The 15,774-nt window shown below is 57.5% G+C and carries 16 protein-coding genes and 1 tRNA gene; 12 read left to right on the forward strand and 5 right to left on the reverse strand.

Going from position 1 to position 15,774, the window contains the following annotated elements:
• Positions 1–148: 148 nt before the first annotated feature.
• Positions 149–1,042, reverse strand: coding sequence for an energy transducer TonB (locus NITSA_RS03775; RefSeq protein ID WP_042203685.1), 894 nt, complete (start codon positions 1,040–1,042; stop codon positions 149–151).
• A 132-nt stretch (positions 1,043–1,174) separates the two neighbouring features.
• Between NITSA_RS03775 and hemL the strand changes: the two genes are divergently transcribed.
• The 4 genes from hemL to NITSA_RS03795 are packed head-to-tail and all read left to right on the forward strand — an operon-like array spanning position 1,175 to position 3,772.
• Positions 1,175–2,467, forward strand: coding sequence for a glutamate-1-semialdehyde 2,1-aminomutase (hemL, locus tag NITSA_RS03780; protein WP_013553705.1), 1,293 nt, complete (start codon positions 1,175–1,177; stop codon positions 2,465–2,467).
• A gap of 3 nt (positions 2,468–2,470) precedes the next feature.
• A complete protein-coding gene (locus NITSA_RS03785) occupies positions 2,471–2,758 on the forward strand; it encodes an AtpZ/AtpI family protein (protein ID WP_013553706.1) in 288 nt (95 codons plus the stop codon).
• On the forward strand, positions 2,758–3,288 hold the full coding sequence (locus NITSA_RS03790) for a hypothetical protein (RefSeq protein WP_013553707.1): 531 nt from the start codon (positions 2,758–2,760) through the stop codon (positions 3,286–3,288). Before NITSA_RS03785 ends, NITSA_RS03790 begins: the two co-directional genes overlap by 1 nt.
• Positions 3,281–3,772 (forward strand): hypothetical protein, encoded by a 492-nt coding sequence (locus NITSA_RS03795; RefSeq protein ID WP_013553708.1) that lies wholly within the window; start codon positions 3,281–3,283, stop codon positions 3,770–3,772. Before NITSA_RS03790 ends, NITSA_RS03795 begins: the two co-directional genes overlap by 8 nt.
• Positions 3,773–3,890: 118 nt before the next feature.
• On the opposite strand, the gene NITSA_RS03800 is transcribed toward NITSA_RS03795, so the two are convergent.
• Positions 3,891–3,977, reverse strand: a tRNA-Leu gene (locus NITSA_RS03800).
• Between the two features lie 167 nt (positions 3,978–4,144).
• Here NITSA_RS03800 and NITSA_RS03805 point away from each other — a divergent pair.
• From NITSA_RS03805 to NITSA_RS03825, 5 genes are read left to right on the forward strand one after another with little or no spacing between them, the layout of a single operon-like run.
• On the forward strand, positions 4,145–4,624 hold the full coding sequence (locus tag NITSA_RS03805; RefSeq protein ID WP_013553709.1) for an iron-sulfur cluster assembly scaffold protein: 480 nt from the start codon (positions 4,145–4,147) through the stop codon (positions 4,622–4,624).
• On the forward strand, positions 4,621–5,460 hold the full coding sequence (locus NITSA_RS03810) for a hypothetical protein (RefSeq protein WP_013553710.1): 840 nt from the start codon (positions 4,621–4,623) through the stop codon (positions 5,458–5,460). The genes NITSA_RS03805 and NITSA_RS03810 overlap by 4 nt, the downstream gene beginning before the upstream one ends.
• Positions 5,453–6,280, forward strand: a complete 828-nt coding sequence (locus tag NITSA_RS03815) for a phosphatidylserine decarboxylase (RefSeq protein ID WP_013553711.1) — start codon at positions 5,453–5,455, stop codon at positions 6,278–6,280. Before NITSA_RS03810 ends, NITSA_RS03815 begins: the two co-directional genes overlap by 8 nt.
• Entirely contained in the window at positions 6,277–7,185 is a 909-nt protein-coding gene (locus NITSA_RS03820; RefSeq protein ID WP_013553712.1) for a PDC sensor domain-containing protein, read from the forward strand. The genes NITSA_RS03815 and NITSA_RS03820 overlap by 4 nt, the downstream gene beginning before the upstream one ends.
• 4 nt (positions 7,186–7,189) lie before the next feature.
• On the forward strand, positions 7,190–7,852 hold the full coding sequence (locus tag NITSA_RS03825) for an HAD family hydrolase (protein ID WP_013553713.1): 663 nt from the start codon (positions 7,190–7,192) through the stop codon (positions 7,850–7,852).
• Here NITSA_RS03825 and NITSA_RS03830 read toward each other — a convergent pair.
• The 3 genes from NITSA_RS03830 to NITSA_RS03840 form a co-directional block, all read right to left on the reverse strand.
• Positions 7,822–8,580 carry a hypothetical protein gene (locus NITSA_RS03830; RefSeq protein WP_013553714.1) on the reverse strand — a complete coding sequence of 253 codons (759 nt, stop codon included), beginning with the start codon at positions 8,578–8,580 and terminating at the stop codon, positions 7,822–7,824. The genes NITSA_RS03825 and NITSA_RS03830 overlap by 31 nt on opposite strands.
• A 72-nt stretch (positions 8,581–8,652) precedes the next feature.
• On the reverse strand, positions 8,653–10,530 hold the full coding sequence (locus NITSA_RS03835) for a DUF2207 domain-containing protein (RefSeq protein ID WP_013553715.1): 1,878 nt from the start codon (positions 10,528–10,530) through the stop codon (positions 8,653–8,655).
• Positions 10,531–10,534: 4 nt separating this feature from the next.
• On the reverse strand, positions 10,535–11,101 hold the full coding sequence (locus tag NITSA_RS03840; protein ID WP_013553716.1) for a LemA family protein: 567 nt from the start codon (positions 11,099–11,101) through the stop codon (positions 10,535–10,537).
• Positions 11,102–11,369: 268 nt separating this feature from the next.
• Between NITSA_RS03840 and rhuM the strand changes: the two genes are divergently transcribed.
• From rhuM to NITSA_RS03855, 3 genes are all read left to right on the forward strand, one after another.
• Complete coding sequence (gene rhuM / locus NITSA_RS03845; RefSeq protein ID WP_013553717.1) at positions 11,370–12,341, forward strand: RhuM family protein; 972 nt, start codon at positions 11,370–11,372, stop codon at positions 12,339–12,341.
• 117 nt (positions 12,342–12,458) lie between these two features.
• The gene (gene pta, locus NITSA_RS03850; protein WP_013553718.1) at positions 12,459–14,558 is read left to right on the forward strand and encodes a phosphate acetyltransferase; all 2,100 of its coding nucleotides are present in this window, start codon (positions 12,459–12,461) and stop codon (positions 14,556–14,558) included.
• A complete protein-coding gene (locus NITSA_RS03855; protein ID WP_013553719.1) occupies positions 14,555–15,745 on the forward strand; it encodes an acetate/propionate family kinase in 1,191 nt (396 codons plus the stop codon). Before pta ends, NITSA_RS03855 begins: the two co-directional genes overlap by 4 nt.
• The last annotated feature ends 29 nt before the right edge of the window (positions 15,746–15,774 follow it).

Raw genomic sequence — 15,774 nt, forward strand, 5'->3', positions numbered from 1 at the left:
AACCGAGTAACCGAGTAACGGAGCAATGAGTAACCGAACAAAAGAGTGGTGAAAGACAAGGCAATCACTTAACACGTAGCACGTAACACTTAGTACAAAAAATCTTGCGACTTGAGGGGCGAAGCCCCGTGCTTGCGACGAGGGACTCTCAATAGAGCCTGTACCGCACATAAATAATGATCTTCGTAGTCGTTTTGGGCCTGGGATAGTGCATATAGGCGGTTTTGATCACTTCGATTGTTTGGCGGTCGAGGGAAGTGGAGCCGGTGCGCCTCAGGAGGCGCAGGCCGCTGATGTCACCGTTGGGGTGGAGGTAGAACTGCACGATGTTGGTTCCCTGTTCTCCGAAGCGGGCGGCCTCCTGGGGGTAGCCGAGGTAGTTGAGGGTCTGCTGGGAGATCTGGAGGATGCGGCGGAGATTCTCGTCGACGAATTTGCGTTGCGTCGAACTCATTCGTGAGTAGCTGCTGCCGTAGAGCCGTTTGATGAGGCGGCTGGCGGGGCCGGTGGGGACATGGCGGACGGCACGGCGGCTTTTGCGTTGCTGCGTCGGTTTCCGGGGGCGGCTGAATTGTTTGGGTCGTCTCTTCTGGGGAAGCGCCTTGCTCCTTTTGGGTGTGGTTGCGATCTTTTTCCTGGGCGGAGCCGGCTTTTTCTCGGTCATTTTTATGACGATCTTTTTGCTGTTTTTCTCACCTTTGTTTTGGGTGAGATTCTCGTCCGTTTTTTGGATCCGCTTTTGTTCTTCCCCCCGGGCGATCTTCTTTTCGGGATTTTTGGCGGCCGGTCGAGGCTTGGGTTTCGGCCGGAGGATCGGTTTGGGCGCCGGCTGTGCTCTTTTCGGTTTCGGCGGCATCGGCTTGGGACGGGGCGGCAGAGCTTTTGGCCTGGGTTTGGGATGGGAGGCCGGTGCTTTGGGCGGCAGGGTTTGGAAGCGGGTCAAATCCAGGGTGATCTTGGTCCGGTTGATTGCTTTGGGGGTGACCCGGCTCTGGTGGATGAGCCAGAGGATCAGCCCCAGCAGGGTCATATGCAGCAGCACGGAGAGGACAAATCCCGTCGCTAATCGTCGAATCTCCGCCTCCTTGCCCTACCGCTCTTTACCGGGATTTCTCTCGGGAATGTAGTATAATCCCGAATTATCAATTTGTGAAATTATATCCAAAGGGGCACTATGGGTTACGAGAAGAGTGAAGCGGCTTTTGAAGAGGCTTACCGATACATTCCGGGGGGCGTGGATTCCCCGGTGCGGGCCTTCGGCAGTGTAGGGGGCGTGCCTCCTTTTATCGAGCGGGGAGAGGGGCCCTACCTCTACGACATCGACGGCAACCGCTACATCGATTACGTCCAGAGTTGGGGGCCGCTCATTTTCGGCCATTGTGATCCCGAGATTGAAAATGCGGTGATCGAAACTGCCAAAAAGGGCCTGAGCTTCGGGGCACCTACGGAGCTTGAGACGGCCCTGGCCAAAGAGATCGTGGAGCTCTTCGATTCCATCGACAAGGTTCGTTTCGTCAACTCCGGTACCGAGGCGGTGATGAGCGCCCTGCGTCTGGCGAGGGGCTATACCGGACGGGATGATTTCGTCAAATTTACCGGCTGCTATCACGGCCACAGTGACAGCCTGCTGGTCCAGGCGGGCAGCGGCGCGGCCACTTTCGGCGCTCCCAGCAGCCCCGGTGTGCCGGCGGACCTGACCAAGCATACCCTCCTGGCCACCTACAACGATCTGGAGAGTGTGAAGCGCTGTTTCGAGCAGAGCGAGGGAGGGATCGCCTGTGTGATCATCGAGCCCATCGCCGGCAATATGGGGCTGGTCCCGGCAGAAGAGAGCTTTTTGCAGGGGCTGCGCGAGCTCTGCGACGCTCACGGCGCGCTGCTGATCTTCGATGAGGTGATGAGCGGATTCCGCGCTTCCCTCAAAGGAGCGCAGGGCTTGACCACCGTCCGGCCCGACCTGGTGACCCTGGGCAAGGTGATCGGCGGGGGAATGCCCGTAGGGGCTTTCGGCGGCCGGGCGGAGATCATGCACAAGCTCAGTCCCGAAGGGCCGGTCTACCAGGCGGGGACCCTCAGCGGCAACCCGGTGGCGATGGCGGCCGGATTGACAAGCCTGCGGAAGCTCAAAGCCAACCCGAGCCTCTACGTGACCCTGGCCGAGCGTGCCCGCAAGCTGATGGAAGGCTTCGAAGCGGCGGCTAGAAGCGCGGGCCTGCCTCTGGTGACCGAAGTGCGGGGGAGTATGTTCGGTTTTTTCTTCACCGATGAGCCGGTGAAGAATTTCGAAGATGCCAAGCGCGGGGATAACGAATATTTCAAAAAGTTCCACCGCGCGATGCTGGACCGGGGCGTCTATCTGGCCTGTTCCAGTTACGAGACGGGCTTCATCTCCACCGCCCTGGATGACGCGTTGATCGACGAGACGATCCGGATCGCTTACGAAGCGATGCAGAGTATCCACGGATAAGCTATGAATGACAACGACCCCAAAATCAAAAAGATCGTCACCGCGGCCGACGGCCTGAGTCTGGGGATCTCCATCGTGGTGGCGGTGCTTATCGGCGTCGCCATCGGCCTGGGGCTCAAGCGGCTTACGGGAGCGGGCTGGACCCTCTGGATCGGCGTATTAATCGGCCTGGGGGCCGCGCTGCGGAATATCCAGATCGCCTATAAAAAACAGAAAGCTTCCCTCGATGAGCTGGCGCGGGATCCCCGGTACAACAAGCGCCGCTACGATGATGAGGACGACGAGGATTGATGCGACGCACGTTGCTGACCCTGCTGGCTGGGGATGGAGTATTGCTGCTTTTGACCTTGATCGTGGGGGATCTCCGGGTGATCGCGAGTGCTCAGGTGGGCTACTGGAGCAGCGCTCTGGTGGTTCTGGCCTCCTTCGGCACTTATCGCAGGATGGTGCAGCGCCGCCTGGAGGCCGAGAGTATCCCCGCCGCCGATATCGACCGTGATGTGATCGACAGGCTCGAAGACCCCTACGACCTCTACAGCGAAGAGGCGGAAGAGACAACAGAGGAGAAATCGGCACGGGAGCAGATCCGGGAGGAGAAAAAGCGGCTCAAAAAGCAGCGACGCTCCCCCGCAGCCGCCGCCCGGGATGCGGTGCCGGCCTTCTCCCCCTGGCGGCTGGGGGCCTATGGGGTGCTGGTCGCTGGATTTTTCTTTCTCAACGGTGCGCATCTGCTGCACCTGGGAAGTTACCTTTTGTCTCTGGCACTTCCCATCATTTTGGCGGTCTGGAGCCTGATGAACCCGGGGAGCGAAAATGCTTAGGCGGCTGCGGCGTCCGGGCTATTGGATCGTGCTTCTGGCGATCCTGGCGGTCTATTTCTACCGGCAGTATCTCCATCAGGAGGAGCTTCAGCGGCTCGAAGCGAAAAAGCGTCTCTATCAGAGCTACGGTGAGCGTTTTCTGGGGCAGCTGGGCGAGGGGAATTTCACCGGCTGTCAAAGCTGTTTCGACCGGGAAGGCAACGCCAGTATCGCCCTGGAGGATATCGCCCTGTTTGTCGAAACCCTCCATCTGGACCGTCCCCATACCCTCCGCTGGAAAAACCTGAACGAAAACAACGACACCGTCACCCTCTCCGGAGAGCTCACTCTGGATGGAAACGGAAGCTATCCCATCGACATTATGGTGGTCCGGCGAGGGAAAAAGATCCTGATGCGTAAAGTCCACGTCGGCCCCAAAACCCTCCAGCTGCACCACGAGGGCTTTCCCTTTACGACGTCCCAAGAGAATAACGTAACGAAGTAAGGCCTGTAGGTCTTATTGTGGTGTGGATAAGGTGATTATCCTGATAAATATAGGAAGCCACGATGATTTTTACTGATTGTCTTTAAAAACTTTGAAAAGAGTTGGGAAATAAAGAGGATGGTGCGGACGAGAGGACTTGAACCTCCACGGGATTGCTCCCACTAGAACCTGAATCTAGCGCGTCTACCAATTCCGCCACGTCCGCATCGATGAAGAATCAATGCGTTAGCTTTGATGGGCAGAATTATACTTGAGATAGCTTAATCAAAACTTGAAAAAAGCAAGGCCGGGAGATTTTTTTCGTACCTTTTTTCATACAGGCTGATGTCGGCATCCTGGGGTATAATTCCTCAATATCCTTGAGGAGTCTCAATGTCTATCGAAGTCAACGACGAACTGGTCCAGCATATGGCCAATCCCAACAACTACGGAAGCCTGGAAGAGCCCGACGCCATTGGGATCGGGGAGAACCCGGAGAACGGTGAAAAGGTCATCATCTATCTCAAGGTGGATGAGAGCGAAGGAACCGAGCGGATCGAGGAGATCCGTTTTCAGGCGATCGCGTGTATGACCACGGTCGTGGCGGGGTCGATCATCACCAAGGAGGCGGAGCGGCTCAGTTTCGAGCAGGCCGAGGATCTCATCGCCGTGACTCTGGGGATGCTGGAGGGGGTCCCGCCCGATCAGGCGGCCTGTTCGGAGATGGTGGTCGTAGCCCTACGGGCGGCGATGGATACCTACCGGGCCAAGAAAGAGAACCCGGAGATCCCCGCCATCATCTACAAGATCGAGCAGAGCTGCAACCCCGAAGCGGCGGACCCGAGTATGAAGCAAACAGAGGAGGCAAAATGAAACGACTGCTGGTCAAGACCCACGAACTTTGGCTGGAGACCCTGATGGCGTCTCTGATGAGCCGCGACGGTGAAAACAAACGGGTGCTGGGGGAATTCTCCAGCATTCTCTGGCGCCATTTCACCTGGATCGAGCACGATCTGATCCAAAAAGGGATCGAGTATGACTACAACCGGGACAATATCCCCATCAAAGTCGATCGGCTCAGCGTCATCGTCGCCGACATTATCCGCAGGATGAACGATCAGGAGCTGCTATTGGTGCATTGCGACGACGCGGCGCTCAAACAGCGGATCGAAACCGATCTGGAGTATATGAAATACGCCCTGGGCAAGCTGCCCGATGAAGAGGTGCACGCCTTCGATATGAACCGGACCTACCGGGATATCGAGCTGGATGAGGAGGCGACGGGGGCGCTGACCCTTTTCCTCTTCGAAGAGAGTTACAAAGAGTATGAGCTGATTATGATCTACAACTATCTCCAGGCTCACAGCGAGGATGCTTTCCTCAACCGGATCTTCCAGATCCTCATCGACGAGAGTTTCTTTCACCTGCGCAGCTTCGGGGAGATGATGGCGGAGATGGGGATCCTGGGGGTGCCGAGGGTGATCCACGAGAGCCTCTACAAGGTCAGCGATATCGAGAAATTCCTCCTCGACGGGATCGAAGAGGAGATCGCCGCCAAGGATCAGTGCCGGGAGCTCTCCGACGCCGTAGCCGCCAAGAGCGAGGAGTTGGCGAAGTTCTTCGACTTTATCAATCATCAGGAGAATTACCACATCGAGCTGATGCGCGAAGCGGTGGAACACTACCGAAAGCAGCATCGCGATGGCTAGCCACTACACGTCGCTCCTCTCCCGCCTCTTCGGTAAGTTCGCCGTCACGAGCTTTCCCGGCCCCTTTCAGCGGCTGATCAACCGTTCCTACGTTCGGCTGATGGGCTTGGATATGAGCGAATTTGCCCCGGCGGAGAGCTACTCTTCTCTCAATCGGCTCTTTACCCGGGCGTTAAAAGCCCAGCGAAGCATCGATCCCGATCCGCTGGCGGTCATCGCCCCCTGCGACGCACTGATCACCGATCTGGGGACCATTAGCGATGGAAAAGCGTACCAGATCAAGGGGATGGCCTACGATACCGCCGCGCTGCTGGGGGAGCATTATGCCAGTGAAGCGGAGCGTCTGGAGGGGGGGAATTATGCCAACTTCTATCTCTCTCCCCGGGATTATCACCGCTATCACGCCCCGATGGATCTAAAGATCGAGAGTATCACCCATATCCCCGGGCGTCTCTATCCGGTCAATATGCCCCTGCTGAAAAACAAGCTCAACCTCTTCATCGAGAATGAGCGGGTGATCCTCCAGGCAGCGGACCGGCAAGGTCGGCGTCACTTCCTTGTGCTGGTAGGGGCGCTCAATGTGGGGAAGATGGTCGTGACCTTTGAGGAGCGTATCCACACCAACACTGCGCCCGGCCCCGCACGCCATTACCGCTACGAGACGCCAATCTCTTTGAAAAAAGGGGAGCTCTTCGGCTGGTTCGAGATGGGCTCGACGATCGTGATGCTGAGTCAGAAAGGGGCTTTGGAGTATGAGATCGAAGCGGGAGAGAAGGTCCGCTTCGCCCAAACCATCGGTCGATTGAAGGAGGATGGATGAAGATCCAGGAGATACAGGAGTTTGCCGAGATACGGACCAAGGCGAGAGCCTATCTCTGTTTCATTATGGAGCGCAACCTGCCCAACCATTTGCCGGGGATCGAGCTGGATGACCTGGTCGCCGGGATGAAGAAGATCAGCAACGAGATCGGGAAAGTCGATGCGATCTATGTGCTGGATCCGATGGGACGGCAGATCACCAATACCGTCAGCATCGATCCCAAATTCGCCCGCAAAGGGGCAGGGGAGAACCGCAGCAACCGCGCCTACTACTACCGGGTGATCAAGGAGAAGCGCTGTGTGCTGACCGATCCTTATCCCTCCCTGGGGGGCAACAAGCTGGTTGTCACCGCCGCTTACCCCATCTTCAACGACAAAAACGAGCTGCAGTACATCGTCTGCGTGGATATCACCCTGGAGGATATCCTCCATATGATCCATCCCACTTCCATCGATTCGATGATCGGGCGATTTAACAAGGGGGTCTATGGCGCTTTTAGCTTGGCGCTTTTCGCAGTGGCGCTGCTGCTCTTCGTCAAAGCGATCGACAGTTTCATCACCTACGGAATGGAGTTCAAGGAGATCACCGTCAAAGATATGTTCCAATCGACGATCCTCCTGACCCTCTCTCTGGCTATTTTCGATCTGGTCAAGGCGATCTTCGAAGAGGAGGTCCTGGGGGCCCATCGCAAACACGCGGAAGACGATATCCACAAAACGATGGTGCGCTTCCTCGGCTCCATCATCATCGCCTTGGCGATCGAAGCGCTGATGCTGGTCTTCAAATTTGCCATCACCGATCCCAATAAACTCCTCTATGCCGTCGGGCTGCTTCTGGGGATCACCGCGCTGATGATCGGCCTTTCGGTCTATCTGCGGGCGATCAACGGCCACAGAAAACCATAGATCGATGGCGACTCTCCGAAAACGCCTGGCCATCTTCGATATGGACGGCACCCTGGTCGACAGTTCCCTGGCCATCGCCAACGCCATCAACTTCGTCCGTTCCCGCCTGGGATTGCCACCTCTGCCCAGGGAGGAGATCATCTCCAGGATCAACGATCCCCATCTCAACGCCGCAGAGTATTTTTACGCCACCGACCATTTCGAGGTGCGGCACGAAGAGTGGTTTTCGGAATATTACAGCGCCCACCATCAGGAGGAGCTCCGGCTCTATCCAGGCATCCTGGAGCTGCTGGAGTGGCTGAAGGGTCAAGGCTGCCTCCTGGCCGTCGCTACCAACGCCTATCGCCGTTCGGCCCTGGAGACTTTGGAGCATCTGGGGATCAGCGATTATTTTGACGCGGTGGCGAGCTACGACGATGTGGAGCGGGGAAAGCCGGCTCCCGATATGCTTGTGAAGATTTTAGAGGAGTTGAAGGTTTCCCGGGAAGAGGCGATCTTCATCGGAGACGGCCCCCGGGACGCAATGGCCGCCGAAGCGGCCGGGATCGAGTTTATCCTGGTGCAGTGGGGCTTTAGCGACCACCGTCACGCGGTGGAGAGTGTGGAGGAGCTCCGGAGTATTCTGGAGCGCCGCTGTCAGGAGAGAAGCTCTCTGGCGAAGAAGTAGACCGCCGCGTTGTAGAGCGAGAGGAAATAGGCGCCGATCAGGGCGATGGGGATCAGCAAAATGGAGACGGTGAACCAGGAGAGGACCACCGCGGCCACGAAGACGATCACGGACCAGAGCAGGATCAGCAGGAAATAATCCTTGTTGAAGGTCCGCTTCCAGAATTTGGGGCTAAAGAGCAAAAAGGTTTTCATAAAGGCCGGGCCGAATCCGTCGGCGGCCATCACCTCTCCGGTGACCCCGGGAAAGATATAGGACAAAAAGAGCAGGATCAGCAAAAAGAACACCATCACTCCCATCGCTCCGGAGGTGGAGATCGCCGCGACGAAGGCTTGCATATCATTGCCCTGGATGGCGCTTACGTCGACGGTCGCGCTGAACATCATCATAAAGATCAGGCCCAGGACCATACTGATGGTGAAGTATCCCAGCATTCCTCCCGCCGCGATGTCGAGATGACGGGTCAGAAGGTCGCCCAGTCTGGTACGCGCGGCGACATCGGCCATCTCCTCGGAGTTTGAGGCTTCGGGGATCTGTCTCGCGACATAGACTTGTACTTCGAAGCTCAAAATCGCATAGGCCAGAGCGAAAGCCAGTCCCAGAAAGGGGACATACTGCAGTAGCGCCAGGGTGACCAGAATGGCGATGGCGGCCAGGGAGAGGGCCACATTGCCCTTGAAGAAATTGGCGGCGATGTTGATCGCCTCTTTGTTGCTCGGTTGGATCATTTCACACTCCTCTTGAAAACTTTTTCTCCATTGTATCAGTTTGAATCGCCAAGCAGTGCAATCCAGGTCGCTTTACCAGGAGCCGCCGCCCCCGCCTCCGCCTCCGCCGCCGGAGAAGCCGCCCCCGCCGGAGAAGCCGCCGGTCTCGCTGGGGGGAGGGGAAGCGAGCTCCGCGGCGCTGTCGTAGAAATCGTCGATCGTATCGAAATCCCCCACATACCAGACCGGTGCCTGGGGAAGCAGCTCGGTATAGAGCTCTTTCCAGGCGTTGGTCATTCCGAAGAGCATAGCGTAGGGGAGGGTCTTGTCGAGGTAGAGGGGGTCTTGTTTGAGAAAACGGCGGATGCGGTCCTTCTCGACTCGCGATATGAACTCTTTGAGCCCCAGGAGGTAGCGGTGCATCTCGGCACCTTTGGGGGTGAAAGGACCGATACGGCGGTAGTAATACCAGAGGCTCAGAGCGATGACCAACAGATAACCGAAGGGGCCGAAGAGAAGGGAACGCAGATCCCCGGTCTGCAAAAGATCACCCAGCAGGGCAAAAGAGCTGAAGGCGGTCCAGACCAGGCCGAAGATCCCCTGGCTGATGCTGCGGAGCTCCCAGGCGCGATAGAGCATCCCCAGGCCGACCCCGATAAAGACGACAGCAAAGAGGGAGAGGATGAGCTGTTCCGGATGCCCCGCCTCCACAGCACGATAAGCCAGCAGGCCCGCGATGGGGAGGGCCAGGAGGATCGATTTCAACAGGAATTTTGAGCGGGCTTTGGTGGGCTTTTCGGTGAAGTAGCCTTCCCGGACCGACCAGTCGTAGAGGATCCGGTCGAGATCACTGAGCTTTTGGATGAAAAGTTCCCGACGCTCTCTCATATCGGGATCGAAGGTGAAGGTGTCGGCGCCGACGAAGAGGATCCGGGTGAGCAGGTAGCGCTGATCTTCCGTCAGGCTCTCATCCAGGGGCTTGTCGGTGCGTTGGACATAGGCGGGGTCTCGTCCGTCCTTGTGGATGACGAGGTATCCTTTCTCCGCCAGTTCCACGATGGCGGCGGAGATATCCCGGTGGTCGCTGAATTTGTCGTAGATGAGCCCCGACTGGAGGAGGCTGAGATCTTTGGGCGGGTAATATTGGGGGGCGATGCTCCCTTCGCCGCTGCCCACACCGCTCTTTTTGGCAAATTGGCGGAGGAAGAGGAGATAAAGCAGCAGCAGAGGCAAGGGAAGGGCATCGGCGAGACGGTCCCAGAGCGATGTTTGGACATTCTCGGTCCCCCGCTGCCCCAGGAGCCCTTCGGGGAAAGCCACCTCTACCGTCACCCCTTCGTGGGGGCCGAGATTATGTGCCGTGAGTATGAAGCGGTGATCGTCGATCCATCGGGGCGGCTCTGTGGGGGTGGTGGAGCCGTAACGCCCCCGCCAGCTGTGGAGGGTGACGTTTTGGCGGCTCAGAACCGGAGGGAGAATGACTTCGGCGCGGAAACGCTCGATGGGGACTTTCCAGCCGGTCCCCACGAGGTTCCAGCGCACGGCATCCCCCGAACCGTCGGAGGTGGGGAGCACCCCCTTGCTGACGCGGTAGTCGATGGTGTAGCGGTGGGTGCCGCTGATGAGCCGATCCGGATCGCCGATTTTGAGGCGGAGCATCTTGCCGGCCTGGGAGGAGTAGAGGCTCTCCTTGTGCCAAGGCACGGAGGCTCCGTCCATCCGGACCCCGGTCGCTTGGATCCCCAGGTCCACGGGATGGGCATACTCAGAGACTTTGACGGTGACGGGGATATCCCGGAAGATCCCGTGACGCCAACTGTTCTCGAAATCGTAGAGGATCTCTTCGTGGAGCTGGAGGGTCCCGTCGGGGTGGATTTCCAGTCGAGTCTGATAATCAGCGATCTTTTCTGCCGCGAGGGAGGTATCCAGGGCCAGCAGGAACCCAAGGACAAAAAGGAGTCGTTGAATCATCGGTTCAGTCGAATTTGATCTCGGGCATCTTCTTGACCGCCGCTTTCTCCGACTCTTCCAGCTCGAAAAACTCTTTGGGGGTGAAGTGGTATTTCTGGGCGATGAGGTTGTCGGGGAAGGATTCGATGCGGGTGTTGTAGTCGCGGACCACGGCGTTGTAGTAGCGACGGGCGTTTTGGATGGCGTCTTCGATTTCGCTGAGCTGCTGCTGGAGATTGAGGAAGTTTTCATTGGCCTTGAGGTCGGGATAGGCTTCGGCCAGGGCAAAGAGCTTGCCCAGGGCCTGGGTAAGCATCGTGTCGGCCTGCTCGTGCTCTTTGACGCTGCCGGCGTTCATCCCCAGTTGCCGTGCTTTGACCACTTTTTCCAGGGTATCGGCTTCGTAGTTCTTGTACCCCTTGACGGTTTCCACGAGGGCGGGGATGAGGTTGTAGCGGCGCTTGAGCTGTACGTCGATGTCGGACCAGGCGGCGTCGGCGGTCTGACGCAGGCTTACCAGGCGGTTGTAGAGGTAGACGGCATAGAGGACCGCTCCGACGATCAGCAGCAGGAGAATGGTGCTGGTACTCATAAAGACTCCTTCAGATTATCTTGTTCTATTGTATCACACTGAGCGTTTCAGAGTCGAAACCTATTCTTGAGTATAATAGCCCAAGACTCCGCAGCAGAGAGGGAAAGATTGATAGAACAAGAATTTTTAAAAAATCGTGAGAAAAAACTGTGGAGTTCGGCTAATAAATTGCTGTTGTCATTTGACGGCGACACTGAAAGAACAGAGCAGAGTTACACCGGCTCGAAGAAGAGATCAGGAAGAATCTGGCGGGGCTCGGGTACGAAGTATGAGTGAGATAGTCATTTACGAGGATGGCGATGTCGCGATCAGGACGACGCTAGAGAACGAGTCCATCTGGCTGAGGCAGAGCGACATTGCTATGATCTTCGCTAAAGACAGGACAGTTATTACCCGACATATAAATAATATTTTGAGAGACAAAGAGGTGGATGAAAAAAGCAATGTGCAAAAAATGCACATTGCAAATAGTGACAAACCTGTAAAGTTCTATAGTTTGGACATCGTACTGGCCGTGGGGTATAGAACAAACTCTGCGAAAGCTATAAAATTCCGTCGATGGGCCACCAAAGTGCTCAAAGAGTATCTCCTCAAAGGCTACGCCATCGACCAAAAGAGGCTTCAAGCGCAAAAATTGCAAGAGCTTAACGAGACACTCAGGATGATCCGTCTTGCCGTCGAGAATCGGGAGCTCAGTGCCAATGAAGCCAGAGGGTTTGTGGAGATCATCAGCCACTATGCCAAAAGCTGGGCGCTGCTGCAAGGCTATGATGAGCAGTCACTTACAGAAATAAAGGGCCACAAAGAGGGGCGATTTATTCTCGACTATGATGAAGCGAAAAGAGCGATTGCTCAGCTCAAAGCTACATTAATGGCAAAAGGAGAGGCAACAGAGCTTTTTGGCAATGAAAAGGCGGGAGAGTTCAAAGGCAATCTGCTCAATATCTACCAATCCTTCGGAGGGGAGGATCTCTTGCCCTCTCTCGAAGCCAAAGCGGCGAATCTGCTCTACTATGTGGTCAAGGGGCATCCTTTCAACGACGGGAACAAACGCATCGGAGCCTATCTGTTCGTGCTGTTCTTACACAAAAACGACATGCTCCACGATGCCAAAGGGGAGGCCGTCATCAATGACAATACCTTGGTATCGTTGACGCTATTGGTGGCCCAGAGCGATCCGGGGCACAAAGAGATCATTATCAAGCTGATAATGAATATGCTGTATGGGGAAAGTCTGTGATGACAAGAGAAGATTTTAGTGGGGGTTAGGTATGAAATCGAAGTGGAAATAATTCAAAATCAGTGATTTTACAGATGTCATCGGGGAGATACTCTATCAACAAAAGAAGGAGCCAAAATGACCCCAAACAAGCGGATCGAAAGCCTCTATGTCACTTCCCGGGAGCCGGGGGCGGGGAGTATGGTCCTGGCCCTGGGGCTGATGAGCCTCCTGCGCCGGCGTTACGGGAGGATCGCCCTGTTCCGTCCCCTGGTCTTCGAGGAGCGGGACCGGGACCTGGAGACACTCCGGCGGGAGTTCGGCCTCAGCCAGAGCCCGAAGTCGAGTAGGGGGATCGGCATCGAAGAGGCGGAGCGGATCGTGGCGGAAGAAGGGCTTTCGGTACTGATGGAGCGGATCCTGGAGCACTACGAGGCTCTGAACGCGGAGGCGGATTTCATCTTCTGCCTGGGAAGCCGCGTCGAGGGGCTCAACCGGGAGCTGGGGATGGATCTCAACATCGAGCTGGCCAAGAACCTCTCGGCCCCCGTGGCGGGGGTCTTCTCGATGGCCGGGGAGGGGCCCGAAGCTCTCGAAGAGTCTTTTGGGCTTTGGAGCGCCGCCATCCGTCGGCAGGGGGCCGAGATCTTCCTGCTCTGTGCCAATCGCTGCTGCGAAGAGGTGCAGGAGGCGATGGGGTTGATCCGGCAGGAGGGGCTTTTTGATTTCCCGACTGCGTGCCTGCCCCGGGTCGAAGCCCTGGAGTGGCTCAGCATCGAAGATCTGATGGAGCATCTGCCCCTGGAGTGGGTAGCGGGGGAACCGAGGCAGCGCCTGAACTATCTGCAGAGTATCCGGGTGGGGACGCTGCATCTGCAGAGTCTGCTCAAAGAGTTCAAACCCTACGAATTTCTCGTCACCGCTTCCGATCGGGCCGATCTGCTTACGGGCCTGCTCCTTTCGGCCCAGAGTGTCGCCACTCCGATGCCGGCGGGGATCCTCCTCTGCGGTCCGCGGCCCGACGAGGCCCTTTTCCGTCTTTTGGAAGGCTTGGACGATGTTCCGATCCCTGTACTTTATACTAATAAATATGAATACGAGCTTGCCCCGAGCTTTTTCGAGATCAAACCCGGCATCCGGCCGGGGGACCGACGCAGGATCGATACCGCCCTGGAACTCTTCGAGAGCCATATCGATACCGAGGAGCTTCAGCAACGCCTGAGCGAACCGAGGGAGCCCATCGTCACGCCGGCGATGTTCCGGGTGCGTATCTTCGAGCAGGCCAAAAGAGAGCTCAAGAGGATTCTGCTACCCGAGATCGAGGATGATCGGATCCTCAAAGCGGCGGAGAGCCTTTTGCGGCGCAAGGTGGTCATCCCGGTGCTGGTGGGATCCGAAGAGGAGATCCGACGCCGGGAACGTCTGTTGGGGCTGGACCTCACTGCTGCCGAGAGGGTCGACCCTGCCGATGAAAAGCTTATCGAGCGCTTTGCCGATCTCTACTACGCGGAACGTAAGCACAAGGGAGTGACCCGGGAGATGGCGAGGGACCGGGTGAGCGCCAACAAGACCCTTTTTGCCACGATGGCCCTCTACGACGGCCGGGCCGACGGCTTGGTGAGTGGGGCGATCCACTCGACCCGGGATACCATCTCTCCCGCTCTGCAGGTGATCAAGACCAAAGAGGGCTACCCCCTAGCGTCGAGCTGCTTTTTTATGTGCCTGCCGACCCGGGTGCTGGTCTATGCTGACTGCGCGGTCAATCCCGAACCTACTGCCGACGAGCTGGCGGTGATTGCCCTGGAGACGGTGGAGACGGCGGAGCGCTTCGGCATCGAGCCGAGGGTGGCGATGCTCTCCTACTCCACGGGCGACTCTGGGGTGGGTCCCGATGTGGAGAAGGTGCGGCGTGCTACGGAGCTGCTGCAAAAAAGGCGCCCCGATCTCCCCGTAGCCGGACCGATCCAGTACGACGCCGCCATCGATCCGGAGGTGGCGAAGATCAAGATGCCCGACAATCCCGTAGCCGGGCACGCCACGATTTTCATCTTTCCCGATCTCGATACCGGCAACATCGCCTACAAAGCGGTGCAGCGCTCCAGCGGGGCGGTGGCGGTAGGGCCGGTGATGCAGGGGCTGCGCAAACCGGTCAATGACCTGAGCCGCGGCTGCACCATCGATGATATCATCGACACGGTGGCCATCACCGCCATCCAGGCCCAGGAGGAGGAAGCGTGAAGATCCTCGTCCTCAACTCCGGCAGCTCCTCTCTGAAGTTCAAACTCTATGAGATGTCCGGTAAGCGGGTTCTGGCTCAGGGATTGATCGAACGGATCGGGGAAGAGGGGTCGGCGGTTCATATTAATTACGATGGCCATCACTCCGATCAGGAGATCCCGATTCCCGATCATGACCGGGCATTGGGGATCCTGGCCGAGACGCTACCGAAGCTGGGCATCCTGGAGAGTTTTCACGCCCTGGGCGGGGTGGGGCACCGGGTGGTCCACGGAGGTGAAGCCTTCACCGAGCCTGTCCTCATCGACGAAAAGGTGCGCGAAACCATTCGCCGCCTCATCCCCCTGGCGCCCCTGCACAACCCGGCCAACCTTCGGGGGATCGAAGCGGTCAGCCGCCTGGCTCCGGAGCTGCCCCAGGTGGCGGTCTTCGATACCGCCTTTCATCAGAGTATGGCTCCCGAGGCCTATTGCTACGCCGTGCCCGAATCCTGGTACAGGGAGTATCACGTTCGCCGTTATGGTTTTCACGGCACGTCCCATTACTACGTCTCCCGTCAGCTGGCCCGGCTAATGGAGATGCCATTAAAAAATATCAACGCCATTACGCTGCATCTGGGTAACGGGGCGAGTGCCTGTGCCGTCCAGGGGGGCAGAAGTATCGAAACCTCTATGGGCTTGACCCCGCTGGAAGGGCTGGTGATGGGGACCCGCAGTGGGGATATCGACCCGGGGATCCATCTCTATATGAATAAATATGGCAAACTTTCTCCCGAGGAGATCGACCGGCAGCTCAACCACGAGAGCGGCCTGCTGGGGATCGCCGGGGTCAACGATATGCGCGAAATCCAGGCGCGGATGGAGCAGGGGGATGAGCGGGCGAAACTGGCCTTCGAAATCTTCGTCCATCGCCTCGTCAAATATGTGGGGGCCTACGCTGCGCTCCTGGGGCGTCTGGATGCCCTGGTATTCACCGGAGGGATCGGCGAGCACAGCGCCCCGGTCCGCCGGGCCCTCTGCGAACGGCTGGAGATCCTGGGAATTCGCCTGGACCCTGAAGCCAATGAACGCACCGGCGATGAAGCCCATGCCATTCACGATACGCAGAGCCGGGTAGCCCTCTGGGTCATCCCCACCGACGAGGAGGGGGTGATCGCTGAGGAGAGTTATCGGTTGATCGGGAAAGAGTGAGTGTTTTTATGTCAATGGGAGATCGAATG

It is taken from the genome of Nitratifractor salsuginis DSM 16511 (assembly GCF_000186245.1).
In the GTDB taxonomy this organism is placed as follows: Bacteria; Campylobacterota; Campylobacteria; order Campylobacterales; family Sulfurovaceae; genus Nitratifractor; species Nitratifractor salsuginis.